The sequence below is a fragment of the Algoriphagus confluentis genome, from assembly GCF_036245625.1.
GTDB lineage: Bacteria > Bacteroidota > Bacteroidia > Cytophagales > Cyclobacteriaceae > Algoriphagus > Algoriphagus confluentis.
The window spans coordinates 204,955-229,706 of record NZ_BTPD01000005.1; the positions used below are offsets into that span (position 1 = coordinate 204,955).

At 44.7% G+C, this 24,752-nt stretch carries 27 protein-coding genes; 13 read left to right on the top strand and 14 right to left on the bottom strand.

Annotated elements, in window-relative coordinates; all coding sequences use genetic code 11:
- Positions 1-7 precede the first annotated feature (7 nt).
- From AAA943_RS09150 to AAA943_RS09165, 4 genes are read left to right on the top strand one after another with little or no spacing between them, the layout of a single operon-like run.
- Entirely contained in the window at positions 8-1,183 is a 1,176-nt protein-coding gene (locus AAA943_RS09150; protein WP_338223925.1) for a hybrid sensor histidine kinase/response regulator, read from the top strand.
- Between the two features lie 3 nt (positions 1,184-1,186).
- Positions 1,187-1,819: an ABC transporter ATP-binding protein gene (locus AAA943_RS09155; RefSeq protein ID WP_338223927.1), complete on the top strand. Its 633-nt coding sequence runs from the start codon at positions 1,187-1,189 to the stop codon at positions 1,817-1,819.
- Entirely contained in the window at positions 1,816-3,072 is a 1,257-nt protein-coding gene (locus AAA943_RS09160) for an ABC transporter permease (RefSeq protein WP_338223928.1), read from the top strand. Before AAA943_RS09155 ends, AAA943_RS09160 begins: the two co-directional genes overlap by 4 nt.
- 28 nt (positions 3,073-3,100) lie before the next feature.
- The gene (locus AAA943_RS09165) at positions 3,101-3,535 is read left to right on the top strand and encodes a hypothetical protein (protein WP_338223929.1); all 435 of its coding nucleotides are present in this window, start codon (positions 3,101-3,103) and stop codon (positions 3,533-3,535) included.
- A gap of 28 nt (positions 3,536-3,563) precedes the next feature.
- Here the strand turns inward: AAA943_RS09165 and AAA943_RS09170 are convergent, their stop codons facing one another.
- The gene (locus AAA943_RS09170) at positions 3,564-4,385 is read right to left on the bottom strand and encodes an aminotransferase class IV (RefSeq protein ID WP_338223930.1); all 822 of its coding nucleotides are present in this window, start codon (positions 4,383-4,385) and stop codon (positions 3,564-3,566) included.
- A gap of 123 nt (positions 4,386-4,508) precedes the next feature.
- On the opposite strand from AAA943_RS09170, the gene AAA943_RS09175 reads away from it, so the two are divergent.
- On the top strand, positions 4,509-4,931 hold the full coding sequence (locus tag AAA943_RS09175; protein WP_338223931.1) for a hypothetical protein: 423 nt from the start codon (positions 4,509-4,511) through the stop codon (positions 4,929-4,931).
- Positions 4,932-4,933: 2 nt separating this feature from the next.
- Here AAA943_RS09175 and AAA943_RS09180 read toward each other — a convergent pair whose 3' ends face one another.
- From AAA943_RS09180 to AAA943_RS09190, 3 genes are read right to left on the bottom strand one after another with little or no spacing between them, the layout of a single operon-like run.
- A complete protein-coding gene (locus AAA943_RS09180) occupies positions 4,934-5,386 on the bottom strand; it encodes a c-type cytochrome (protein WP_338223932.1) in 453 nt (150 codons plus the stop codon).
- A complete protein-coding gene (locus AAA943_RS09185; RefSeq protein ID WP_338223933.1) occupies positions 5,383-6,021 on the bottom strand; it encodes an SCO family protein in 639 nt (212 codons plus the stop codon). Before AAA943_RS09185 ends, AAA943_RS09180 begins: the two co-directional genes overlap by 4 nt.
- Positions 6,022-6,024: 3 nt before the next feature.
- Positions 6,025-6,558, bottom strand: a complete 534-nt coding sequence (locus tag AAA943_RS09190; protein ID WP_338221841.1) for a CopD family protein — start codon at positions 6,556-6,558, stop codon at positions 6,025-6,027.
- Positions 6,559-6,618: 60 nt separating this feature from the next.
- Between AAA943_RS09190 and AAA943_RS09195 the strand changes: the two genes are divergently transcribed.
- Genes AAA943_RS09195 through AAA943_RS09205 form a run of 3 tightly spaced genes read left to right on the top strand, consistent with a single transcriptional unit; the run spans position 6,619 to position 8,774 of the window.
- Positions 6,619-7,023, top strand: a complete 405-nt coding sequence (locus AAA943_RS09195) for a hypothetical protein (RefSeq protein WP_338223934.1) — start codon at positions 6,619-6,621, stop codon at positions 7,021-7,023.
- Entirely contained in the window at positions 7,020-8,009 is a 990-nt protein-coding gene (gene meaB, locus AAA943_RS09200; protein ID WP_338223935.1) for a methylmalonyl Co-A mutase-associated GTPase MeaB, read from the top strand. Before AAA943_RS09195 ends, meaB begins: the two co-directional genes overlap by 4 nt.
- A gap of 3 nt (positions 8,010-8,012) precedes the next feature.
- Complete coding sequence (locus tag AAA943_RS09205; RefSeq protein WP_338223936.1) at positions 8,013-8,774, top strand: DUF4163 domain-containing protein; 762 nt, start codon at positions 8,013-8,015, stop codon at positions 8,772-8,774.
- A gap of 49 nt (positions 8,775-8,823) precedes the next feature.
- Here the strand turns inward: AAA943_RS09205 and dnaA are convergent, their stop codons facing one another.
- Positions 8,824-10,242, bottom strand: coding sequence for a chromosomal replication initiator protein DnaA (gene dnaA, locus AAA943_RS09210; protein WP_338223938.1), 1,419 nt, complete (start codon positions 10,240-10,242; stop codon positions 8,824-8,826).
- A gap of 355 nt (positions 10,243-10,597) precedes the next feature.
- Here dnaA and AAA943_RS09215 point away from each other — a divergent pair, with 355 nt between their 5' ends.
- The 3 genes from AAA943_RS09215 to AAA943_RS09225 all read left to right on the top strand — a co-directional run bounded on the left by AAA943_RS09215 (position 10,598) and on the right by AAA943_RS09225 (position 16,102).
- The gene (locus AAA943_RS09215; RefSeq protein WP_338223939.1) at positions 10,598-11,986 is read left to right on the top strand and encodes a methylmalonyl-CoA mutase family protein; all 1,389 of its coding nucleotides are present in this window, start codon (positions 10,598-10,600) and stop codon (positions 11,984-11,986) included.
- On the top strand, positions 11,983-14,103 hold the full coding sequence (gene scpA / locus AAA943_RS09220) for a methylmalonyl-CoA mutase (RefSeq protein WP_338223940.1): 2,121 nt from the start codon (positions 11,983-11,985) through the stop codon (positions 14,101-14,103). Before AAA943_RS09215 ends, scpA begins: the two co-directional genes overlap by 4 nt.
- Before the next feature lie 115 nt (positions 14,104-14,218).
- Positions 14,219-16,102: a TIGR00341 family protein gene (locus AAA943_RS09225; protein WP_338223941.1), complete on the top strand. Its 1,884-nt coding sequence runs from the start codon at positions 14,219-14,221 to the stop codon at positions 16,100-16,102.
- A 6-nt stretch (positions 16,103-16,108) separates the two neighbouring features.
- On the opposite strand, the gene AAA943_RS09230 is transcribed toward AAA943_RS09225, so the two are convergent.
- The 8 genes from AAA943_RS09230 to AAA943_RS09265 all read right to left on the bottom strand — a co-directional run bounded on the left by AAA943_RS09230 (position 16,109) and on the right by AAA943_RS09265 (position 22,688).
- Entirely contained in the window at positions 16,109-17,650 is a 1,542-nt protein-coding gene (locus AAA943_RS09230; protein WP_338223942.1) for a carboxylesterase/lipase family protein, read from the bottom strand.
- Positions 17,651-17,653: 3 nt separating this feature from the next.
- On the bottom strand, positions 17,654-18,358 hold the full coding sequence (locus tag AAA943_RS09235) for an NUDIX hydrolase (RefSeq protein ID WP_338223943.1): 705 nt from the start codon (positions 18,356-18,358) through the stop codon (positions 17,654-17,656).
- A gap of 652 nt (positions 18,359-19,010) precedes the next feature.
- On the bottom strand, positions 19,011-19,385 hold the full coding sequence (locus AAA943_RS09240; RefSeq protein ID WP_338223944.1) for a hypothetical protein: 375 nt from the start codon (positions 19,383-19,385) through the stop codon (positions 19,011-19,013).
- Positions 19,386-19,451: 66 nt separating this feature from the next.
- Positions 19,452-19,901 carry a DUF4440 domain-containing protein gene (locus AAA943_RS09245; RefSeq protein ID WP_338223945.1) on the bottom strand — a complete coding sequence of 150 codons (450 nt, stop codon included), beginning with the start codon at positions 19,899-19,901 and terminating at the stop codon, positions 19,452-19,454.
- Between the two features lie 99 nt (positions 19,902-20,000).
- The gene (locus AAA943_RS09250; protein ID WP_338223946.1) at positions 20,001-20,363 is read right to left on the bottom strand and encodes a hypothetical protein; all 363 of its coding nucleotides are present in this window, start codon (positions 20,361-20,363) and stop codon (positions 20,001-20,003) included.
- A gap of 454 nt (positions 20,364-20,817) precedes the next feature.
- On the bottom strand, positions 20,818-21,141 hold the full coding sequence (locus tag AAA943_RS09255; protein ID WP_338223947.1) for a 2Fe-2S iron-sulfur cluster-binding protein: 324 nt from the start codon (positions 21,139-21,141) through the stop codon (positions 20,818-20,820).
- Between the two features lie 13 nt (positions 21,142-21,154).
- A complete protein-coding gene (locus AAA943_RS09260; protein WP_338224071.1) occupies positions 21,155-22,159 on the bottom strand; it encodes an NAD(P)/FAD-dependent oxidoreductase in 1,005 nt (334 codons plus the stop codon).
- Positions 22,160-22,238: 79 nt separating this feature from the next.
- A complete protein-coding gene (locus AAA943_RS09265) occupies positions 22,239-22,688 on the bottom strand; it encodes a MarR family winged helix-turn-helix transcriptional regulator (RefSeq protein ID WP_338223948.1) in 450 nt (149 codons plus the stop codon).
- Between the two features lie 202 nt (positions 22,689-22,890).
- Here AAA943_RS09265 and AAA943_RS09270 point away from each other — a divergent pair, with 202 nt between their 5' ends.
- Positions 22,891-23,157, top strand: coding sequence for a hypothetical protein (locus AAA943_RS09270; protein WP_338223949.1), 267 nt, complete (start codon positions 22,891-22,893; stop codon positions 23,155-23,157).
- A 5-nt stretch (positions 23,158-23,162) separates the two neighbouring features.
- On the opposite strand, the gene AAA943_RS09275 is transcribed toward AAA943_RS09270, so the two are convergent.
- Positions 23,163-23,387, bottom strand: coding sequence for a DUF3820 family protein (locus AAA943_RS09275; RefSeq protein ID WP_338223950.1), 225 nt, complete (start codon positions 23,385-23,387; stop codon positions 23,163-23,165).
- A 330-nt stretch (positions 23,388-23,717) separates the two neighbouring features.
- Here AAA943_RS09275 and AAA943_RS09280 point away from each other — a divergent pair, with 330 nt between their 5' ends.
- Entirely contained in the window at positions 23,718-24,752 is a 1,035-nt protein-coding gene (locus AAA943_RS09280) for an outer membrane beta-barrel protein (RefSeq protein WP_338223951.1), read from the top strand.

The following is a 24,752-nucleotide window of genomic DNA, read 5'->3' on the forward strand; positions in this document are numbered from 1 at the left end:
CAGCCGTATGTTTACATTAAAAATCCTCATTGTGGAGGATGATTCAGTTTCAGCTTTGCTTCTTCAGAGGGCTTTGGAGAAAAATGCCCATCAAATTGTAGGTATTGCTGATTCTGGAGAGAAAGCTCTGGAGATTTTGGAATGCGACCTTGTGGATATCGTGATGATGGATATCAATCTGGCCGGTGAGCTGGATGGAATTCGTACTACCGAGATCATCAATGAGAAATACGACATCCCGGTCGTGTACCTCAGTGCCAGTTCGGATGCAGAGACGCTCAATAAGGTGGTAGGGACCAATCCAAGCGCTTACGTCATCAAACCTTTCAATATCCGGGAGCTCAACATGGTCATTGAGTTGGCCATATTCAAAGATCGGAAGGAGAAGGAGCTTCAAAAACTCAACAATGAGTTGGAAGAAAAAGTCAAGCTGAGGACGGCAGAGCTTTACGAAGCCAACAAAGAACTGACCAAAGCCCTGGAGAAAGAAAGGGAGATCAATGAGCTCAAATCCCGGATCGTACTCAATGTGTCCCACGGCTTCAAAACCCCGCTTACGTCCATCCTCAGTTCTGCCCAGTTACTTCAGATATATGCGGAAAAAGACCATCCTTTTCGTCAGAAAATCACCAAACACGCCTCCAAAATCGAAAACTCGGTCCGTGCACTGAATAATCTGCTGACCAGCGTGTTGTTTTTTGGCAAGGCGGACGAAAACAAGCTGGAGTTTAAGCCCAAGAAGGTTTTTATGGGGGCCTTTGTCAAAGAGGTCATGGATACCGTAAAAGCTGGAATTGAAAATGAAGTCACCATCAAATCCGAAATCGGAGAAATGCCCAAAACCCTGACTACTGACCCAGATTTGGTTTATCAGGTGCTTGAAAACCTTCTTTCCAATGCAGTCAAATACTCCAAAGACAGAGGTCAGGTAGAATTTAAACTGACCATCGAAAATGGAACCTTGAAAGCAATCGTGGCCGATAGGGGAATCGGAATTCCCAAATCGGAACAAAACCAACTTTTTGACCGGTTTTTTCGTGCCAAGAATGTCGGGATTATTGAAGGCTCCGGCTTGGGGCTGTCCATTGTCAAAAAATGCCTCGAAGTACTCCGAGGTGAAATTGAATTTGAAAGTGAGCAAAACAAAGGTACTGTTTTCCGGGTCTCTATTCCAGTAAAATAAACTATGCGCTTACAAGCCAAATCACTCAGCTTTTCCCATCCGGGCCAAAAGCCCATTCATTTTCCGGACATCAATCTGGATGCAGGGCAGTCCCTTTTGGTTTTGGGGAATTCCGGCTCCGGTAAAACTACCCTTCTCCATCTTCTGGGAGGGCTTTTGAGGCCAAAAAACGGGGAGATAATTCTGGACGGAGTCAAGCTTCATGAGCTGAAAGGCCAAAGATTGGATTTGTTCCGGGGAAAGAATATTGGGATTGTGTTTCAAAAACCTCATTTGTTGGCAGCACTGAATGTCAGGGAAAATTTGGAGCTGGCTCATTTTTTCGGCAAAAAAGAAGGGCAAAAAACCATTGAGCTGCTGAAAGAATTGGGCTTGTCTGATAAAGCCAAGTCCTCAGTTCTCACACTCAGTGAGGGGGAAGCGCAGCGGGTCTCCATTGCACGAGCCCTAGCCAATGCTCCCAAACTGATCCTGGCTGATGAACCCACTTCAAGCCTGGATGATACCAATACCGAGAAAGTAATCCAATTGCTTCAGAACCAAGCTTCCAAAATCGGAGCTGCCTTGATTATTGTGACCCATGATCAACGGGTCAAGCAGCATATTCCCAACTATATCGAAGTCAAAGCCTCATGAATCTCTTCAAAATAGCCTGGAAATACCTCACGTTCAGACCGCTTTCGACCGGACTAAATGTCTTCCTGTTGGCCTTGGGATTGGCAATCATTACTGTTCTGCTTCTCATCCAGGATCAGTTCGAAAAGAAAATGAATCAGGATGCTGCAGGGATCGATCTGGTGGTAGGAGCCAAAGGAAGTCCACTTCAATTGATCCTTTCTTCGGTCTACCATATTGATTTCCCTACCGGCAATATTCCCATGGATGAAGCCCAGCGATTATCCAGAAATCGTCTGGTCAAGAATGTGATTCCTCTTGCCTTGGGAGACAATTATCAGGGATTCCGAATCGTCGGGACCAATCACGACTATTTGGCCCTGCATGAGGTCGAGCTGGAGCAGGGTGCGGCTTGGGAAGAGCCTTTCGAGGTGGTTCTTGGGGCCGAGGTGGCAAAAAAATCAGGGTTGACCCTCGGAAGCGAATTTTCAGGAAGTCATGGAATCAGTGTAGGAAGCCACGATCATGATCAGCATAATTTTGTCGTCAAAGGCATTTTATCCCCCCGGGGCAATGTCGTCGATCGGCTGGTATTGACCAGTATTGAATCGGTCTGGTATACCCACGATGAGGAAGGCGGGGAAGATGAGGTCCATGAAGAAGAAGAACCTCACCATGATCACTTTCATCATCCGGTAGCTAAAACAGGGTTTCCACAATCGGAAGAACCCCGAGAGGTGACCACGGTTTTGGTTCAATTCAGAAGTCCCATGGCTGCGGTGCAACTACCCCGGATGATCAATTCAGGTACATCCATGCAGGCAGCTTCTCCTTCGTTTGAGATTTCCCGCTTGTTTGAGCTTTTGGGTATTGGTATCAGTTTATTGCAAGGAATTGCATTCATCTTGATCGGAGTTTCGGGCCTTGGGATATTCATAGCCTTATACAATTCTCTGAAGGAAAGAAAATATGACTTGGCCATACTTCGGGCTTTGGGAGCTTCCAGTTTGCAGTTGGTTTTTTTGGTGTTTTTGGAAGGGGTACTATTGACTTTATTGGGAGCTTTGGTTGGCATTGGTCTTGGGCATGGCTTTTTGGCTTTTCTCCTAGGTCAGGGAGATCCCATGATGACTTCCTCCCTTGACCCATGGATTTTTCTCAAACAAGAACTTTGGATAGTAGCTTATGCGTTGGGTGTAGGTGTAGTTGCTTCTGCTATCCCGGCATGGTCCGCTTATCAGACCAGTATTGCAAAGCAACTGACAAAAGCTTAACTAGGGCAAAAATTAGAATCAGATAACAATGAAAAAGTGGTCTTTAACCCTCCTGCTGGTAGTCTTCCTGCTTGGAATACAGGGGGTAATCGCTCAGGGAGTTTGGAAAAACCTCGCTGAGGTTTCTTACAAAATCAGCGAAGATCAATTTGGGGAGCTATATGTTCCGGTCTTTTCCGAAAACATCACCAAATTGGAAGGCAAAGTGGTCGAGGCAGATGGGTACATCATCCCTTTTGAGGGGATGTTCAAGCCTGACCATATAATTCTGTCCAGTTTACCTCTCGCCGAATGTTTTTTCTGCGGTTCAGGTGGTCCGGAGACCGTGATGGAGGTGATGCTAAGCAAACCCATCAAATACACCTCCAAGCGGGTCAAAGTCAAGGGGAAGCTTACCTTAAATGCATCTGACCCGGAAAAACTGATGTATATCCTCAAGGACGCAGAATTGATCCTAGAATAACAAAAAAGCTCCTTTCGGAGCTTTTTTGTTAGGATACGGTTACTTTTTCCAACTCTCTGAATTTTCCCAAGATCGTCTGAGTGACAGGCCCCACTTTTCCGTTGCCGATTTTACGTGTGTCTATTTGAGTTACCGGTAGGAGTACTTTGGTCGTACTGGAGATGAAAGCCTCATCTGCATCCCAGACCTCTTCTAAAGAAATCGGTCGTATGATGGCATTTTGGGCTATTTTCAGCAATTGTTTTCGTGTAATCCCTTGAAGAATATGCTGGTCTGGGGTGTGGATTATTCCATTTTTCACAATGAAAAAATTACTTCTTGAGCTTTCACTGACCCATCCGTTCCAGTGATAGAGTACATCCTCAGCCCCTAGCTTTTTCCAATTGACACTATGCCATACAGGCAGGGTATAATTGGTGGTTTTTATTTCGGCAATTGGTCTAACATACTCAAGAGTAAGTAGTTTGATTCCGTTTTGGTACTTTTCTTCCGCAGGGAAATCTAGAGATTCGGCAAAGATGAATAGTTTTCCATCTGCGGGAGAGAAGTGATTGTCCGAAACTCCTCCGCTCAATACCATCCGGAAACCTCCCTGTTGAAGGTCATTTTTTTCAATCAGTTCAAAAATGACACTCCTCAGTTCTTCTCGGGAAAGTGGCAAGGGTAAATGAGTTTTTTCTGCTGATGCGATAAAACGATCCAGATAGTCTTCGAGAAAAAGGGGCTGATAATCGACGGTCCTGAAAAAGTCGAAGATTCCATAGCCTCTGATTAGCCCCAAGTCCATTGGGTGAATGGTAGCAGTCTGAGAATCAATGATCGAGCCGTCAGCAAAACAAAAGGGTTTCATAATTTTTCAGTTTGAATCAAAATTAGCCAATGGAAGGCGAAATATCATCAGACTAAATTTTGAAGGTTTAATTTTAACTAAAATAAGATTTTATTGTATGTTTGTCATAGATAACACATCAATATGAAATACTCCATTGTTTTTTTGCTTTTTGGCCTGATAATTCTTTTTCAATCCTGTGGAAATAAGCAAGTTGAAGCTAATAATAAGCTTAGAGAAGAAGTGATTGCTGTTCACGATGAGGTAATGCCAAAAATGGGGCAGCTTAAATCTCTGGAAAAAACAGCTCTACAGATGGTAGAAGAACTGTCTGCAAGCCCTGATCCCGATCAGGAAAAAATTGATGCACTGAAGACACTTGCCGTAGACTTGGACCAAGCCTACGAGGGGATGTTTGTCTGGATGAGGCAATATGAAATCGAAGACGGGGAAAAAACTCCTGAAGAAGTCAAGGCCTACCTGGAAGATCAAATGGTCAAGGTCACTAAAGTGAATGAGGATATCAAAAATGTGCTCCAAAAGGCCGATTCCCTGATCAAGCAGTAGTTTCAGTAGCCATTGGGGGATTCTCGAAGGTATTTTTCGACATCAGCAGCAGAAATTACCCCCTCCTCCAATCCCCAGATATTGTAGAGATAAGTGGTGATTTGCGCGATTTCCAATGGAGTAAGTTGAGCATTGGTCGGCATGGGTTGATCGTATTTTTGGCCATTGACCGTGATTTCTCCTTTTTGCCCATTTCGGATAATCCACACAGTCCGATGAATGCTGGCTTTGAAATAATCCGCATCCCTGAGAGGAGGTATCAGTTTCCCCAGCCCCCGACCATCGGATTGATGGCAATTCGCACAATAATTTTCATAGAGCCTTTTCCCATTCACAGCGAATTTCATCACCTCAGGATCAGAAATCTGAGCAAGGGTATTTTCCTCATTGGTTGATTTCGGACTACAGGAAAATACCAAAACTGATAAAAAAAGGAAAGAGAAAACGCCTTTCATTTCTTCAGTAGTTTGGGGATGTCATTGAGCAATCGGTCCACTTGGTCCGATTTGGTACCATCGTAGACCCCACGGATTCTTCCCTGTCCATCAACGAGAAGAAAAGCACCACTGTGGAGGAAGCCTCCCGGTTCCAATTGGTCGGCCATTGCTGTAGTCAGGTAGCTGGTTTGCCCAATTTCAAAGATCTTCTCCTGATCTCCTGTTAGGAAGTTCCATGTTTGAGCATCTTCCACTCCAAGCTTTTCTGCATAGTCCTTCAGTACTTCCTGAGTATCGTGGGTCGGATCAATGCTGTGACTAAGGATTTTAAAATCAGGGTTGTCCTTGTACTGCTCATATACCCTAAGCATTTCCTTTTTCATGATGGGACAGATGGTAGGGCAGGTGGTAAAAAAGAAGTCTGCCACGTAGATTTTTCCTGACATGTCTGCTTTGGTGATCGTATCTCCCATTTGATTGATAAAAGAAAACTCAGCGATCTGGTGATATACGGTGTCCTGATTGTCATCTACATACCTTTCTCCCAAAATTGGGAGCTCAATGGCGGAACTTCCGGATTCTGAACCCGAAGAGCAGGCACTTATCGCTACTACAATCACTCCAAAACCAAGCAAAAATCGAATCAATTTCATGTTTTAATCTTTTCTGTATTTTTTATAAATCTTAATCCCAAGCATGAGGAAAACTCCCAATCCCACTAGGCCTACGATTCCCCAGACCATACTCAGGGTACTTTTCAGTACGATCAGGAATACTATAGCAAAAAGCAAAAGAGTGGCAACTTCGTTCCATAATCTCAGCTGAGTAGAGGTCCAGCGGGCTTTTCCACGCTGTAGTTCTTTGTACAAAACATGAGAAAAGCCGTGGTATACATACAATAGCAACACGAAGGCGAGTTTGGCATGCATAAAGCCCAGTTGCATATATCCCCATCGATAAGTCAACACCCAAATCCCAAAAATCAAAGTCAACACTGCTGAAGGCCAAGTGATGATGTACCAAAGACGATTGGCCATGAGGTCCAGTTGAGGTTTTAGGATTTTGCGTTCGGCTTCAGGTTTTTCCAGAGCTTCGGTCTGGTAGATAAACAGGCGGACGATATAAAACAGCCCTGCAAACCAAGTGACTACGAATATGATGTGGAGTGCTTTGATGTACTCGAATCCCATTTTCAGAATTTTGAGCTAAATTACTGCCATAAAGGAACAAACCTTGCTTTCACTCCGAAAATGAAAAACAACAAGTGGATAATTTATGTTTTGGGCACTCTGGTGGGTATTCTTTTGTATAAAATCATCAATGAAAGCCTTTCTCAACCCGGCTTGTCTGTTTTTGAAGGGAAGTATGAGGAGTTGGCTTTTTTCAGAAATGAGAACAACACCGGACCTGTCATACGGGTGTATGCCATTCGAGCTTTGGATGAGGATTTGTCTTGGATGAAAGATTTTGCAGATGCCCAGCCCCACACCAAATATGGCAAGACGCTGGTTTTTTTCTTTTCCCGGGATTTAAACCAAGAAATAGAACTTTCCCCCACAGCACCCCATTTCCCCGAGCAGTTCGCTACTTTCCTTCTCGCAGAATACGAAAAAACTCCCATGGGAGAGTCCCGCTTTTTACCTGCCAAGCCATGAGAAAGAGACTAAGTTTTGAAGCTTTTCGTGAAGGAGTTCTCGGCGGTGACCGGGTGGTTTTGAGTCAGGCGATCACGCTGGTGGAAAGCGTTCTTGATGCAGACCAAGAACTCTCTGCCCGCTTGGTACAGGAAATTCTTCCCTTCTCAGGTCAGTCTATTCGGATCGGGATCACTGGAGTCCCAGGAGTTGGGAAAAGTACCTTCATCGAAGCGTTTGGAAGCTGGCTGTTGGATCAGGGAAAAAAGGTAGCGGTTTTGGCTGTAGACCCAAGCAGTCAGCTGACCAAGGGAAGTATCCTGGGGGATAAAACCCGCATGGAAAAACTGTCCTCCGACAAGCGGGCATTCATCCGACCTAGTCCATCCGGGAGTACGCTTGGTGGGGTCAGTGGCAAAACCAGAGAATCAATTCTGCTTTGTGAGGCTGCGGGATTTGATGTGATTCTGGTAGAGACCGTGGGGGTAGGACAGAGTGAAACTGCCGTTAAGAATATGGTAGATTTTTTCCTCTTGTTGATGCTTTCAGGTGCGGGAGACGAGCTTCAAGGAATCAAAAAAGGAATCATGGAGATGGCTGATCTTTTGGTCATCAACAAAGCCGACGGGGAGAATCTGGATGCGGCCAAGAAAGCCAAAGTCAATTACCAAAATGCGCTTCATCTCTTTCCCGAGACAGAGAATAACTGGTATCCTCAGGTTCTTTTGGCCAGTTCCCTGACCGGGTTTGGTTTGGATCAGGTTTGGAAAAATCTGGAGGAATATGAGCAGAAGATGAAAGCTTCGGGATTCTGGGACAGGAATCGGTCCGGACAAAGACTGACGTGGCTAGATGACCAGGTTTACTATCTTCTGGCGCAGGTATTTTTAAAGCATCCAGAAGTGAAACAAAAGCTGGAGGCCGAAAAGCCCAAAGTCAAATCCGGTGAATTGAATCCCCGGATTTTGGCACAACAACTGCTGGATCTCTTTCTTTCAAAATCCTAAGCTATGAATTACTTCTTCATTTCGTTTATGGCTTTCCTCCTATCCTGCGGTCCAAGAGAAATCTCCCGACAGGGACTGGATCAGGACGTGACCCCGTTGAAATTTGAAAAGGATTCCCTAATCCGGGAGCAATGTGCCGATGAGAGCTGTGCCCAAATCCGTCTGGTATGGCCGGTGGCCAAAGGTGGAGACCAAGCAGATATGATCAACAGTCAAATCCGCGAAACTGTCAAGAATTTGATGCAATACGGAGAGAAGGATTCTCCTGATTTGGAAGCGGGAGTGGATCAATTTTTCGAAGAGTTCCTCAGCTTCAGATCCGAATTCCCGGAATCTGCTCAAGAATGGGAAATCCAGGTAGAAGGGGAGGTCTCTTATTCCTCAGATCAAACCCTGAGCATTTTCTTTTCCCAATACACCTACCTCGGCGGAGCTCATCCCAACAGTATGGTTTATTTCTTGAACCTAGACTATACCTCGGGTAAAGCCCTGGAGAGTAATCAGTTAGTTTTGAATGAAAAGGAGCTTTTAAAGCTAACCGAGCATAAATTCAGGGAGTATCACGAGGTAGAGGAAGGTGTTTCTTTGGAAGAGTCCGGGAAATTCTTCCTTCCTGAAACTGGCTTTTTTCTGGCGAATGCCATGGGCTTTCAGGAAGATCGATTCAAGGTAATCTACATCCCCTATGAGATCGGGTCTTACGCAATGGGCTATACCGAGTTGGAATTTTCCAGAGAAGAACTGAAAGAAATTGTCCGCTGGTAAAAGCAGGGGAATAAAAAGTTTGAGCTTTGAGAAAATCTCAAATTTCAAATCAATACGATCTGATCTTAAACTTTTTCTTCAGCTCATTCACTGAATTTCGAAAGCTGGAATCCGTCTCCATCATATCATTGACAGTCTGAATGGCGTGGATGACTGTGCTGTGGTCCCTGCCTCCAAAGTGATAGCCGATGGATTTGAGCGAGTGATTGGTGAATTCCTTGGAGAAAAACATAGCCACCTGTCTGGCGATCACGATCTCCTTTTTCCTCGTTTTGGCCTTCAGTTCATCGGCATGGATGCCAAAGTATTCAGAGACCGCCTTTTGGATAAATTCAATCCCAACTTCGGTTTCGATGTCCTTGATGAAGTTTTTGATCACGGTTTTTGCCAGTCCCAAGTCGATTTCCACGCGGTTCAAAGAAGCGTGAGCAATCAGTGAAATCAAGATTCCTTCAAGCTCTCTTACATTGGTGTCCACGGTGTAGGCAAGGTATTCGACCACATCGTCAGGAATAAAAATCCCTTCAGACTGCATCTTTCTCCGAATGATCGCCACACGAGTTTCGAAATCCGGCATCTGCAAGTCTGCGGTCAAGCCCCATTTGAATCGGGATAGCAGTCGCTCCTCCAGTCCTTTGAGATCTCTCGGAGGACAGTCGGAGGTCATGATGATTTGCTTCTTACTCTGATGGAGATGGTTGAAAATGTGAAAAAACATCTCCTGAGTTCGGTCCTTTCCTGCCAAAAACTGAATGTCATCGATGATCAGGACATCGACCTGCATGTAGAAGTTGGTGAAGCTTTTCACGTTTCCGTCTTTGATCGAATCCATGAATTGATTCACAAACTTCTCGGAGGACACATAAAGTACAAACTTGTCCTCAGGACCATTTTTGATTTCGTTGCCTATGGCTTGGACCAAGTGGGTTTTGCCCAGACCAACTCCTCCATACACCATAAGCGGGTTGAAAGAGGTGATTCCCGGCTTGGTAGCGACTGCAAATCCTGCCGAGCGAGCCAATCTATTGCAATCTCCTTCAATGTAGGTATTGAAGGTATAATTGGGATTCAGATTGCTTTGGGTGAGCATATCTGCATCGAGAGATTGCATTTCGAAAGGGGTCTTTACCTCGGCTGGAGCATGGGTAGGTTTTTTTCCTGTGGTATTTCCTTGGGGAAAAGATACCACATAGGGCTGATTGGCCGAGTTGCCCTTATCCACTACTACAGCGTACTCCAGTCTTCCATTTTGGCCCAAGGTACTTTTGATAGCCAACTTCAGTACTTGGACGTAGTTATCCTCCAGCCATTCATAAAAAAACTGGCTGGGAACCTGAATGGTCAGACTCGACCCTTCGAGTTTGACGGGATTGATGGGCTTAAACCAGGTGGAATAGCTTTGCTCATTGACGTGTTGTTCGATCACACGTAAGCATTCATTCCAAACTGCACTGGCTTCTAGACTCATTAGTAAAGATTTTCTTGAAAAACCTCCCGTCTTGGCTAAGACGAGGGCGTCAAATTTGTGGAAAATTAACCTAAATAAAAAATTGAAAAAGGCTTGAAAAAGTGAATAAATAGATATTTGGAAGGAGGATTTGATACTTTATTCGGTGTGTGGATAGGATTCAGTTGTCTTTTCGGTAAAGGTGATTTTTTTCATTTTTTTTCACTGTTTTTTTGAAGATTGTCGACATAATGGGTTAAGGGTTGATTTTCAGGTGATTTGAATAATTCCTGAATAGGGAAAGCGCATCGGTGGATTTCTTCTGGTGTACATCGATGGATTGGTTATTTTTGGAAGGAAAATAAACCCAAATCGCATGAAAAAAGACTTTTTTGATTTTCCGAGGACAACCAAGGACGAGTGGATAACCCAAGCAAAAAAAGACTTGAAGGGAAAGGATTTTGAAAAGGAGCTAAAGTCCAATTTGTGGGGGAGGATTGCCATTGATCCGTTTTATACCCGGGAGGATTTGGAAGCGACCTTTACTCATCAATTCAATTTTCACCCTGCATCGGCTATTCCAGGGGAATCTGCACGGATTTGGCAAAACATGACAAGTGTGCTTCCTGGAGACACTTCTGAAGAGGTAGTGGAGGCTTTGCAAAAAGGCTCTGAAGGTTTGGTGCTTCACTTGACCGGAATGGAGGATTTGGATCAGCTCCTCTCCGGTGTTTTGCCCCAATATATTGCTATTGCCATTCGTCCTCTTGGCAATCCTGTAGCTGCCTTAAGGTCCTTTTTTGACTGGGTGGATAGGCAAAATGCTTCCTTGGATCAGATCCATGGGGCTTTGCTTTGGTCGCCTTCAGAGTTGGTTTTTGAACACAATGAAGCTTATGGATTGGGTCTGGAGGTTTTGGAAGAGATCTTCGAGATGACGGAGCCGTATGCCCAGTTCAAAGCATTTACCCTTCAATCGAGCAGGTATACCGAGTCAGGTGCTAGTCCAGTGGATGGGACCGTATTCCTACTTGGAGAATTGGTGGAGATTTTGGATCGATCGGCTCAGAAGCCCGATTACATTTTCCAAAAGCTTTTGGTAGAGGCAGCAGTCGGGGAGCATTATTTCGGTGAAATTGCCCGGCTTAAGGCTCTGCGGGACGGTTTGAGCCGACTGGCAAAGCTGTATCATCTGGACTTACCGGATCAGGAGGTAAGCTTATTAGTAAAAACGGCTCATTGGGATCAGTCTATCCTGGATATAAATACCAACCTGATCCGTCAGACGTATCAAGCGATGGCTGGAGTCCTTGGAGGTTGTAATTGGCTTTGGGTACCTCCTTTGCTGGAGGACCGGGCCGGAACAAGGGAGCGGAGGATAGCAAGAAATGTATCTGCCGTACTCAGAGAAGAAGCCTATTTGGACAAAGTCATGGATCCTGCTTCGGGTTCTTTTTTTCTGGAAACGCTACAGGCAAAAATACTCAATGAAATCCGTGAGGGCTTGCAACAACTGGAGTCTTCCGGCGGGTGGCTGAAGGCTCTGGAGAGCAAAACTATTCATTCCAGAGTCAGAAGTGAGCGGGAAAAGATTCAGGAGCAGGTCTTGGAGAAAAATAAATCCAAAATCGGGGTTAATGTATTCCCCGCTGGCGAAAAGCTCAGGAATGACCTTGACTTTGAGTTTTTTGAAGAAAAAAGCTTCCAACTCCGCCCCACGAGGGCCTCTTACCTGTTTGAGCTTCAAACCAAAACTGCCCTATGAGACTTGATTTTAACAAATGGGAAGGTCCTAAGCTATCCAATTCTCCATCCACTCCGCTGGTGGAATGGGAAGCTCCGGAGAAAATCACTATACCTTCCGTTTTCGATGCCGAAGCCATCCTGGAATTGAAACAATTGGACTTTGCAGCCGGGATTCCACCCTATCTCAGAGGACCCTACAGTACCATGTATGTCCAAAGGCCCTGGACAATCAGGCAGTACGCTGGATTTTCTACGGCAGAGGAATCCAATGCATTTTACCGAAGAAACCTGGCTGCGGGGCAGAAGGGCCTTTCTGTAGCCTTTGACTTGGCCACACACCGAGGCTATGATTCAGACCATCCGCGGGTGCAGGGAGATGTAGGAAAGGCTGGAGTGGCAATTGATTCGGTGGAGGATATGAAAATCCTCTTCGAACAGATTCCTTTGGATCAAATGTCAGTTTCCATGACCATGAATGGGGCAGTGATCCCTGTTCTGGCTTTTTATATCGTGGCTGCGGAGGAGCAGGGTATAAGTCCGGAAATGCTGAGTGGGACTATTCAGAATGATATCCTGAAGGAATTCATGGTGCGCAATACCTACATCTATCCTCCGCAGCCCAGCATGCGCATCATCGGTGATATTTTCGAGTTCACTTCGAAGTACATGCCGAAGTTCAATTCCATTTCCATCTCCGGCTACCACATGCAGGAGGCAGGAGCCACAGCAGATTTGGAATTGGCCTATACCTTGGCCGACGGGTTGGAATACCTCCGCACTGGAATTAAGTCGGGGCTGGATATTGATGACTTTGCTCCCAGACTGTCCTTCTTTTGGGCTATTGGGATGAATTATTTTATGGAGATTGCCAAAATGCGCGCAGGAAGATTGCTTTGGGCCAAAATCGTCCGGCAGTTTGGGCCCAAGAATCCCAAATCTCTGGTCCTTCGTACCCACTGCCAGACCTCTGGCTGGTCTCTTACGGAGCAGGACCCTTTCAACAACGTCACCCGAACAGCTGTGGAAGCCTTGGGAGCGGTCATGGGACATACCCAGTCCCTACATACCAATTCTTTGGATGAAGCGATCGCACTTCCGACTGATTTCTCCGCACGGATCGCAAGGAATACCCAGCTGGTTCTCCAAGAGGAAACAGGAATCACTCAAGTAGTGGACCCTTGGGGAGGCTCATTTTATGTAGAATATTTGACTGATCAATTGGTAAAAAGAGCTTGGTCTCTGATCGAGGAAGTGGAAGAAATGGGAGGAATGGCTAAGGCCATCGAAGCTGGGCTCCCCAAGCTGAGAATCGAGGAAGCCGCAGCCAAAAAGCAGGCTAGAATAGACAGTGGCCAAGACATCATTGTAGGAGTCAACCGCTATCAGGTAGAGGATTCCACTGAAATAGATCTCCTGGAAGTGGACAATCAATCCGTCCGGGAGTCTCAAATCCGAAGACTGAAAGAAATCAAAAGCCGAAGAAACCAGGATGAAGTGGATCGGGCCTTGAAGTCAATCACTCAAGCAGCCAAATCTGGAATAGGGAATTTGCTCCAACTAGCAGTGGATGCTGCCCGAAAAAGAGCTACTTTGGGAGAAATCTCCCTGGCGATGGAGGAGGTATTTGGGAGACATAAAGCTCAAACTCAGTCCATCTCAGGGGTATATGCATCAGAAGTGAAAAATCAGGAATCATTCAAGAAAGCTCAGGAGTTGTCGGATAAGTTTGCTACTCTGGAAGGCCGCAGACCTAGGATTCTTGTTGCCAAGATGGGGCAGGACGGACATGACCGTGGAGCAAAGGTGATTGCCACCGGTTTTGCTGATTTGGGTTTCGATGTGGATATCGGCCCTCTTTTTCAAACTCCTCAGGAAGTAGCTGAGCAGGCGATAGAAAACGATGTACATATTGTAGGGGCTTCTTCTTTGGCCGCAGGTCACAAGACACTCATTCCGCAATTGATCCAGGCACTCCGGGATCTTGGACGACCCGACATCATGGTGGTAGCGGGTGGAGTGATCCCCTCCAAGGACTACGAATATCTGAGAAATCAAGGAGTATCTGCTGTTTTTGGGCCGGGTACGGTGCTTTCAGAGGCAGCTACGGAGATTCTGAAACAGCTTATGGAGGAATAGTGGGGCATCTCGGCATTGAATAAGGGTGATTTAAGAACTTTGTTTTTCGACAATTTTTAAATCATCCGGGTTTTTTCCAATTTGGTTTGACCATGGATCTTTTTCTTTCCTTTTTATGAAAACCTATTATTTGATTTTTGATTCTGCTCTTCCCGATGAGGAAAGGGCCTCCTTTTTTGAAAAATTGGATCCCCAACCTCAAAAACGGATAAGTTGGGAAGCGTTTGATTTGGAGGATTTTTCTTCGGAGGACCACCTGTTGCTTTGGCTGTCCGACGAGCAGTGCAGGAATATTCTCGTAAAACTGAGACAACAGGAAAATCCAAGTCTGGGGCTGTTGCCTCATCCTGAGCTAAGGCTTTTTGCCAAAGCCCTTGGGATAGCTTCCTCCAAAGAAAAGGCATTCAAGTGGTTTTTGGAGCAGGAAAAAATCCAAACCTTTGATCTTCTGTCAGTAAATGGGGAAATCTGTATCAGTTCTTTGGTGATTGGTGAGTCCTTGAGCGTGCTTTTTGATCCCACCGAATCAGACTTCTTTCGGTCTTTTGGAAAGCGTTTTTCTCGATTTTTAAAGTTGTTTCGGAAAGTCAAACTGGAGACTTTCAGGATTAAATTAAAAAACAAAGAAGAAGAAAAAGTCCTTGAGGTGGCAGCTATGGGGATTTTGGCGGCTGGGCACAACGAGAGCAGCCTTATATTTAAACGGCTGATTGAGGACTCTGGGCTGAATGACGGCTTGCTGCATGTACTGATACTGGCACCGAAGAGTCTTTTTTCCATCATCCAATTTGGTCTTCAAAATCTGTTTTTCCCCATCAAAGGAGGCAGAATCCCTGATTTTGTCAGCTATGTTTCCACCGAATACTTCGAAGTTTCCTGCAAAAAAGGGTTTACCTATGCCTTGGATGGAGAGGAAGGTCAGGCAGAAAAACTTGAACTTAAAGTCTCCGAACAGGAAGTGAGTATACTTGCGGGGTTCGAGCAGCCCAAAGAGGCGGAAGTCAAAAGAAAAGAAATCAACCTTAGCCGACTTCCTACGGGAAAGCTCCGGGAAGCTTTGACCAGAGGATATTTGCCCTGGGTACGACATGCCACCACCGAAGAATTCAAAGAGCTTTTTACTCTGTTGAAAAAAAATTCGGAAACCACTTCTTCGTTTTTGGTTTTGATGGCGCTTTCTACCTTGATTGCTACGTTTGGTCTTTTTGCCAATTCAAGCCCGGTGGTGATCGGAGCTATGATTTTGGCTCCTTTAATGGGCCCAATTATATCTTTGGCTATGGGAGCACTCCGGCAAGATGGTATTTTGATCAAATCCAGTCTGATTACCCTATTTTGGGGGATCGTTTTGGGGTTGATTTTTGCTGTAGTGATCACTTGGATTACCCCTTTGAAGACCATGAATACGGAAATTCTTGCACGTATCCGGCCGAATCTGCTCGATTTGGGTATTGCTGTGGCTTCTGGTGTGGCCGGGGCTTATGCTCATTCCAAGGAGGAAATAGCCAAAACCTTGGCAGGAGTAGCAATTTCAGTGGCCCTTGTGCCTCCTTTGGCTGTCTCTGGAATCGGTTTGGGTTGGGGGGAGTGGAATGTTTTCTGGGGAGCCGCCCTTCTTCTTGGGACTAACCTCGCAGGGATTGTACTGGCTGCGGCCTTGACTTTTTTGGTTTTGGGATTCAGTCCTTTTCAGTTGGCAAAAAAAGGCCTCTTTATTTCCTTGGGGCTTTTGATTTTGGTTACTGCTCCTCTGGTTTTGAGCTTTCGGGAGATGGTGAGAGAAAATCAACTGATTCAGAGGCTCAGCGGCAGTCACATCCCGCATGGAACGCTTCGGGGAGTGAAAATCAGAAACCTCAGTCCCCTGAGGATATCCGTCACCATTCTTTCAGACAAGGAATTGCACACGGAAGATTTTTCTCAAATCAAAAGTGAAATCGAGGAAAGCTTGGGCCAATCCATAGAGCTGGAGCTGACTTTGGGGGTCATGGTGAAATGAAAACCATCAGCGGAGCATGCTTTCCATAAATTTCATTTGAGGCCAAAACGGCATCGCCCGGGTTTTGACTTCCGGCCCCAGTTCGATAACCAGTGGATTTGCGGGATCAAAAACCGGCCATTCCGGAAGATCAGATCCATTTGGATTTCCGGATTTTACAAAATTCACCCAATACGTACTCATGATCTTTTCCAGGTCATAATCCACCTGCTCAAAAGGCCGGTTCCAGTTTTTGAGCGTGTGGAGGGCGTAGCTAAATTCAGCCGAATGAAATGCGCCATAGTTGGGCTCTCCAGGAGGCACTCGGGTGAAATAGTAGAGGTATGCATCTTTTTGACCCTTTTCGGTTTGCATTCTAGCCCAGGTATAGTTTTGAAATCCGAATCCGAGGACTCCGATTGTTTTCAGAGTTTCTTCCAGTTCTACTTCATTTCCCGCAGGGAAAAGCTCAAGGTATTCTCCGGCGCGACCTCCGTATTGTTTCTTGGCATTGGCTTTGAATTCGGCAGTAGTCGTAGGAGGATTTCCTGAAACCCGATCATCCGCATTCCAACCGGTCAGAAGAGGAACATCTGAGAAAGAGCCCTCTTCAAAAGCCTGCCTCACGCTTGGCAAAACCTTACCATCCACTACAGGTCCAAATCTCCCTGGTAGCTTAAGCAGGCTATCCGCCGGTAATTCCCGAAGCTCAGCTAAAGAAATTCCCAAGGTGTCGGTCAGTTGTTTTCCCCGTTCTTCAGCTCCTTGGAGACCGGAAATTAATCCAGTACCCCGACTGAACATGCCCCCGCTTTGTGCAATGGCTTGGTGGAAAAGGCCTTTTGCTTTTGGGGAAACGACCAATGCATTGACGCTGAAGGCTCCAGCAGACTGGCCGGCGATGGTCACCTTGTTCGGATCTCCTCCAAAAGCGGCGATGTTCTTTTTTATCCACTCCAAACCCGCAATCTGATCTAATAGACCATAGTTGCCGGAGGTTTGATCGGGGTTTTCAGCACTGAGTTTGGGATGTGCCAAGAATCCCAACATGCCGATTCGGTAGTTGAGTGCGACGACTACAATTCCTTTTTTGGCCAGATCCTCTCCGTCATATAGCGGGACGGTGTTTCCGCCCGAACTAAAGCCTCCTCCATAAATCCACACCAGGACAGGACGCTTTTCATCAGCGCGCTCAGCAGCAGTCCAGACATTGAGGTAAAGGCAGTCTTCAGAGATGGGTTCTTTAGGGATCAAAAACTCCTCGGTCCATGCAAAAAACGGAACAGGGGGATTTTGCATAGGAGCAGGAGGGTTTTCAATGCAGGATTTCACGTCCGTCCATGGAGTCACAGGCTGTGGAGCTTTCCATCTCAGATCTCCCAGTGGTGGGGCGGCAAACGGAATACCTTTGAAAATTTTGATTTCTCCCGTCTCATCTGTTTTTCCTGAAATCAAGCCTCCTTCTACCTTCACTGATTCCACTTGAATTTGGATTGGGCTGGTTTTTTTTTCGCAGGAAAAAGAAAGGAAGGCTAGGAATAGAATTGAATGAATGACGTATTTTTTCATGCTTTAGGTGGATTTAAAGCTGTAGAGGTAAGGAGCTTTGTGACTTTTTCCGGTAAAAAGCTTTTCGTGTCGGTCCAAAATATCCATGCTAAGCATTTTTCTTTGGAAACTGGTCCGCCGCATTTTTTGTCCTAAAATGGCCTCATAGACCGACTGAAGTTCATTCATCGTGAATTTTTCGGGCAATAAGTTGCCACCGATGAGTTTTCGGTCCAAGTTTTCGCGAAGCGTCATCAGCGCCTTGCTGACGATCTGATTGTGGTCAAAGATTAGGTCAGGAAGGTGGTCGATTTCATACCATCCGATAGAATCGGAGAGCGTGTCGGGCTTGAGAGTCACTTTTTCCCAATCGATCAATGCGTAATAGGCAATGGAAAAAAATCGGTCGAGCATCCAATACTGGTCCGGAACTGCATAGCCATTGGCTTCCAGGATCTTTTTCATGATTCCAGGATCAAATCGATCTACTTTTCCGAAGAGATGAACCTGCTCCAGGTAAACTTCCTTGAGCCCGGTCCGTTCATAAAGGCCACGCTTTACTGCGTCATCAAGGTTCTCATTTTTCTTGACAAATCCCCCCGGAAGGGCCAATAGACCTGTATCATGGTATTCCATGAGCAGAATCTTGAGCTTTCCTCTGGAAAATCCAAAGACTACCGAATCATAAGCCAAGTGGGGAATGTATTGTGAAGATTCCGGTAGAGACATAAACTCAGGTTTTGTATGCCTAATTAAGTAGGATTTTTCTATAGAAGCAATTATTATTGTCTCACAGAGAAACAATAAGCGATACGGCTCCTAAAGTCTGTTTTTTTCAAACCATTCCAACTCAAAGAAACTCAATCAAAATCCGGAGGATTTTATAAAAATTGTCCTGATTGCACTTAACACAAGGTCCTAGGACGACTAAAGGCCGGGAAACCGGCCTTTTTTGGATCTTTGAATTGGTTTCTATTTGCTCTATGCTGCTAAGCTGACCTAAGGTTCACTTGGAGGAAAAAAAAAATGAAAGCCGACGGCCCGAAAAAGGAATTCCAAAATTCTCCGGTAAATCTTAGGCTGAAAAATCAGTAAAAAAGAGGATGGAGAACTTTGGATGACCTTCTTTTCCTCCCGAATCTTACCCTTGCCCCAAGCAAAGAGCAACCTAAATGACGCAAAGCTTCCTTTGGCTCCGGTACCCTTATGCGGAGCATAAAGATCAAACTGACAAGTTGTATGAATTGGAAAGGCGATTGAAATTTCTTTCAACTGGCCTATTTGAAGGACGGTGATATATACCTGCTTTGTAGGTAGTCTTGGGCTAAAAAACCTCTTTGACTCATTGATCAGGATAGCCTAGGCAAATAGACCTAGCTCTCTAAAACAAAACCGGCTTTTCGTTTTCGCATTTTACTCCTTGCGGAGTAAGGATGAGCAAGCAATCTGAAACGACATTATTGGCCTGATTGTATTGCGCCTGCTGAAAGGTGTATTGCTCGATCAGAGCAAGAATAGAGGTCTCTACACTTTGGTGATAGGCGACGTATCTTTCAGGTCCACCACAGGCTTTGCTACCCATCGGTGAAAATTTCCATTGATCGGCATTGGTACAAGAGACAGATTCCGAAAGGGCAATGATTTCTGACCTGAGCTGATCAAGGACCAAAAGGTCCTGACGCCGGGCATCTTCTTCGTCAATGCAGCTAAAGCTGACCAAGAGGATAAATAGGGAGGTCCAAAGAAGAGATTTCATTGCATGGAGAATTTGTCTGAGAGACGAGATTTGCCGGCATTTTGCTACTGCATATTGCAGATTTTTTTAATCGGAGGGACGGGTAGGACTCATATTTCTGATGGCGGCTATTTTCCATTCTTTTTTCTTCCAGATGACCACAAAACTGCTCCACATTTTCCGTTGTTCTCCATTGGGATTTTGGATGAAATACCGGCAATCCACCAGCGCGATTTCGTCGGAAAGAAACTTTATTTTTTCCACTTCGAGGGTCCGGGTTCCCGGGTTGGATTGGGTGCTGGACAGCATGCCTTGGATGGCTTCGGAGATTCCATTTCTCCATTCTCCGGAGGAAACGAGTTGATCCATGTCTTCGGTAAGTATTTTTTTGAGCAAAACGGTGTCCTGAGTTTCCCGTGCTTTGGAATATTCTCCGATCAGATGGTGGATTTTCAGAGCATTATCTTTTTGATCTGAGGTGATTTGGGAAAGGGCTAATCCTGGAATCAAAAAGACTATCCACAATAGATTTTTCATAGAGAATTCATTTTTTTCCTTTTCAAAATACGGATAAATGAGGAAAGAATCTTTATGGAAAAATCAACCAAATTTGGGGTTTATTTAAATCAAATTATCCTACAAATCAAAAGAACTCAAAAAACTTGGGTTACCCTCCTTGGACTCATAGTAAAAAATCCCTTCCAGTTTTTTGCTTCCCCTAGGAACGCTAAGCTGACTTCTATTCGGGAGAATCATCCAACCCGGTTGGGAAAGCCCTTTCATCAATACTTGGTCTACCTTTTTCCCAAAACCATGAATGATTTTTACTCTTTCTACGGTTAAGTCTTCGTTAAAATTGACTTCATACAAAGCAAACTTTTGGGAAAAGGTTTTTCCTTTAAACTGTTCCAAACTTTCATGAATGTTCAAGTAAAAACCCGGGTCAGGTTTTCCTGAATAATCTTCTTGAAGGTTTTTCAAGACGTCAAATAATTCCATTAGGTAAGGGGAGTACTTTTTTATCCTTTCAGTTTCTCTTGTTCCCGAACAAGCCCCAAAGAAGATTCGACCCTGCTCATCCTTTCTCCCAAAAAAGACATATTCTGTATTTTCCGGAGTGAAAATGGAACAGGAAGACCCCGTTTTCCCGTCACTTCTCCCCAGTACAGAAAGTGTAGAGATTTCAGGTCCTTTGATTAGGTCGATAAGTTGAATGTCTGCTTTGTAAATCTCCTAATGAGATTCATTAGGATAAACCTTGAGAATTTTTCCAACAGCCACGAAGTCAGAATTTTGAAAATCTTCAGTAATAGGGGTCGGAGCACACATACAGGCTTCAGCAGTGAAGATCTGAAAAAAGACGAATCCAAAAAGAAGGTATTTCATTTGACTAAAATATAAAAACCACCCGTTTCCGGATGGTTTTTTCAAATTTTCAATCTCTAATTTTCAATCAGACCACATCTTCTCCTCTCAGCTTGATCACAGCTCCTTCTAGGATATCTCCGATGCGGATTTGGCAGGCAAGTCTTGAAGTAGGGAAGTATTCTGGGAGGTTTTCTAACTGATCCAATTCGGCATCCGTGGCATCTCCTAGCCCATCCTTTCCTTCCAAAATCTCCACGTGGCAAGTCGCACACAAGGCCATACCTCCGCAGGTAGCCAAAATGGGGTATTCCGATGCTTTGAGGACTTCCATTAGGCTAAGTCCCATATCTGCAGGAGCTTCGACTTCTTGTCTGTTTCCTTCTTGGTCCTCTACGGTGAATTTGATCATGGCTGGGGTAGATTTAGAATGCGTTGACACCGTTTACTGTGGTGTATTTGAAGCTGAGCTTTTGGTCAGGGTACACATATTTGAATGCTGAGTGCATCATGATGGCTGCTTCATGGAAGCCGCAAAGGATCAACTTCAGTTTTCCGGGATAGGTATTGATATCTCCGATGGCATAGATTCTTTCCACCCCTGTGGAGTAGTCACGGGTATCTACTTCTATGGCGTTTTTATCGATTGTCAAGCCCCAATCAGCGATAGGTCCAAGCTTTGGACTGAGACCAAACAAAGGAATCAGATAATCTGCGTCAATCTTGATTTCCTCTTTATTTTTGCCTTCGAGTGTGACTGAATTCAGTTTTCCGTTTCCTCCGAGTTCTTTTAGGTTGGCAGAGAGGATCAGATCGATTTTCCCTTTATTGGCCAAGTCAAACACTTTGGATGCTGAATCAGGAGCACCTCTGAAAGTTTCATTTCTGTGTACTAAAGTCACTCTATTGGCCACTTTTGCCAAGTAAATGGTCCAGTCCAAAGCAGAGTCACCCCCACCAGCTATGACTACGTTTTTCTCTCTAAAGGTTTCCGGATTTTTGACCATGTAGGTAACCCCTTTTCCTTCAAAGTTTTCCAGATTGGTTAAGACAGGCTTTCTAGGCTCAAAGCAGCCTAATCCACCGGCAATGATGATCACTTTGGCGTGCACTTTGGTTTTCTCATTGGTGGTGATGATGTAGCTCCCGTCAGCCTGCTTATCCAAGTGGTCCACTCGCTCTCCTAAGGTGAAAGTGGGCTGAAAGGGCTTGGCTTGTTCCATCAGATTATCTACCAGATCCTGAGCCTTGATTTCAGGATATCCCGGAATGTCGTAGATGGGTTTTTGAGGATAAATTTCTGAAAGCTGACCGCCTATCTGAGGCAGGGCATCAATCAGGTGGCATCTCATTTTGAGCAAGCCTGCTTCGAAGACTGCAAACAGCCCCACGGGTCCGGCTCCGATGATGCAAAGATCTGTATGGATCATATTGGTGTTCATTTCTTATCTCCTTTAACCCCGGATGGGGAGTAATGTTTGTGTGATTATAATTAGTATGCTAATTATTTTAATCTTCTATTTTTTGCCCTTCCAAATTTTCATAAATCGTATTCAAAATCCGCTTGAATTCTTCGAAATCCTTTTCGTTGAGGTTTTCCCAGGCTTTTTCCCGGATTTCTAGAATTTGAGGTTTGAGTTCATTCACTTTTGAAATCCCTGAGAAAGTAAGATGTAACTGGAAACTTCTCCGGTCCTGTGGATGCGTGACCCGCTCCACGTACCCTTTCTTGCAAAGCAAGTCGATAATTCTGGTCAGTGTAGGATGGTCTTTGAAGACTAAATTGGCTAGTTCAGTCTGACTCATCGTTCCATTTTCGGAGAGATTCTTCAGGACCAGCCATTGATCCACAGTCACGTCAAATTCGCCCTGCTTGAATTGCTGTTGGGCATATTGCTTCACTCGACGCGCGGTCCGGTCGAGAAGGAAGGAATAGCGGGCAAATAGTTCTTGTGTCATGCAAATAATTAGTATGACAAATATAAGGACTTTCAAGCATTTAATTTTTTTTCTGGCTCATATCTGATTTTTTTTCACAAAATGTGTACACTGCATCAAATACTTGGTTTAGGGTATGCATTGAATGGACTTATCCTCTTATTTTTGACTTGCTTAACACCAAATCCCGGAGTATACCTGCTCCTGCCTGAATGTTCTTCTTATGAATTGGAACTCTGTCATAGACAAAGCCTTGGAGGTATTGCGTACTTCTGACAAGGGATATGTCCTCATGGACATGTACAATAATATTCTTACCCCGGAAGAGGCCGCTTTTAATAAAATCCAAGTGACTCCTTACAATGCCCTGAAATTTATTCAAACCCAGTTTTCTGCGATGGGTTTGGACATTTCAGACAAACACCTGAGGATAAAACTCATCGCTTTGCTTGAGGAGTTTGAACGGCTTCAAAAAGAAAGAATAAAGTAAAGTTTTTATCCCTTTCCGTAGGTTCTTTTCAGTTCGGCAAGGATTCCTTCCAGACCATTGAGTCGAATTTCATAAAGCGTACTCAGCTGCATGCCCAACTTGCCGGAAGGAAACCCCTTTCCCTTCATCCATACCAAATAATATTCGGGAATATCACAAAGCAGTCTGCCCTTGTATTTTCCAAAGGGCATGACTTGGGTGACTATTTCAATTAGAATCTCTCGGTTCATGGAGGAATAAAACTAGAATATTGCCCCAAATATTTAGAATTTTTGACCCACTTGAGTTGTGGATTTTTTATCTGTCCCTTTGGGAGGGATTGATTTTGAATGGTGTTGGTTAAAGGTTCAATTATTTTTATTATAAAACACGGTAATCTATTTAACTATTGGGAACTCTGGCTACATTTGGACTTATTTAATCTTATTTCAGCCTCTGATAGTTTGTTGACCAGTCTTAGAAATTCCTTAGCCAAATTTGGATTTAGTCTTTTTGTTTTGATTTTGTGCCTTTTTAGCTTTTCAAAAACCGAAGCCCAAACATCCATTAAATCGGACTATATGATCCTCAACGATTCGATATTTACCCAAGGGAAAATATCGGGGCTTCCGCTGGAAGATAATCGGATCATTCTTTTTTCTAGAAGCAGGCGGGATGCTCCTCGTCGCTTTTCTGTGGAAGAAATATCAGAATTTCAACTATCTGAACGGAAGTTTTTCCGAAAACAGCTGAACTTGCAGGGACGTGATCAGCTTGTCTTTTTAGAAAGATTGCCAAAGCCTTACGAGATGGCTGTTTTTTGGAAATTAAATGGGGAAAATTCTCTGTTTTTCGTGGAAGTGAAAGAAGAACTTCGCCCACTTGGGAAAGATTTTAAGGAAACCCTGCGACAAGCATTCTCCAACCCTGATTTGGATAAGCTAATTGAAATCACCGCTTTAAATGAGTCTTCCTTAGTCTATTTGTCACAAACGGCTGCCACCGCTACTAGTGAGAGGACTTACTCCCGATTTGCCACGCTGACCCCCTATATAGGGCTAGGGTCAAACTCCTTAGGGTTTTCATTACCGGGAAGTTTGGAAGAAGCCAAGATTCAGGCTATGGGGACCGTTTTGGGAATCAATGGGGAAGTATATTTGACGTTTAAACGAACCCTGTCTCTTAATCTGGGTTTGGCCTGGTCTCAGTTGGATGCCCAACAATATCTTGAATATAACTGGCAGGGGGCAGATTACCAGACTGATGCATTTGTAGATATGTCTTGGATACAGGCGCCGCTGACGGTTCGATATTATTTGGATCTGAATCCCAATCGGATTCGTCTTTTTGCTGAAGCGGGCCTAGTCTATATTCAAGCTTTCTATTCGACTTCAGGAATTTTTCAGGCTGAGATAGAAGGAAATCAAGTGACTTCTTCTTCTTTGCCTTTAGAATTGGGTGAGACTTTTACCGGGAGTGTATTTGGTTTGGGAGGAGACAAGTATCTGCCTAATCGCAAAGCTCTTGTTCTTGGCATCAGGTATTTACAGGCTTCCGGGGCCAATCAGGGAGAGTCTCTTTCCGGGCTAAACTTCTATTTAGGTTATAAATTTTAA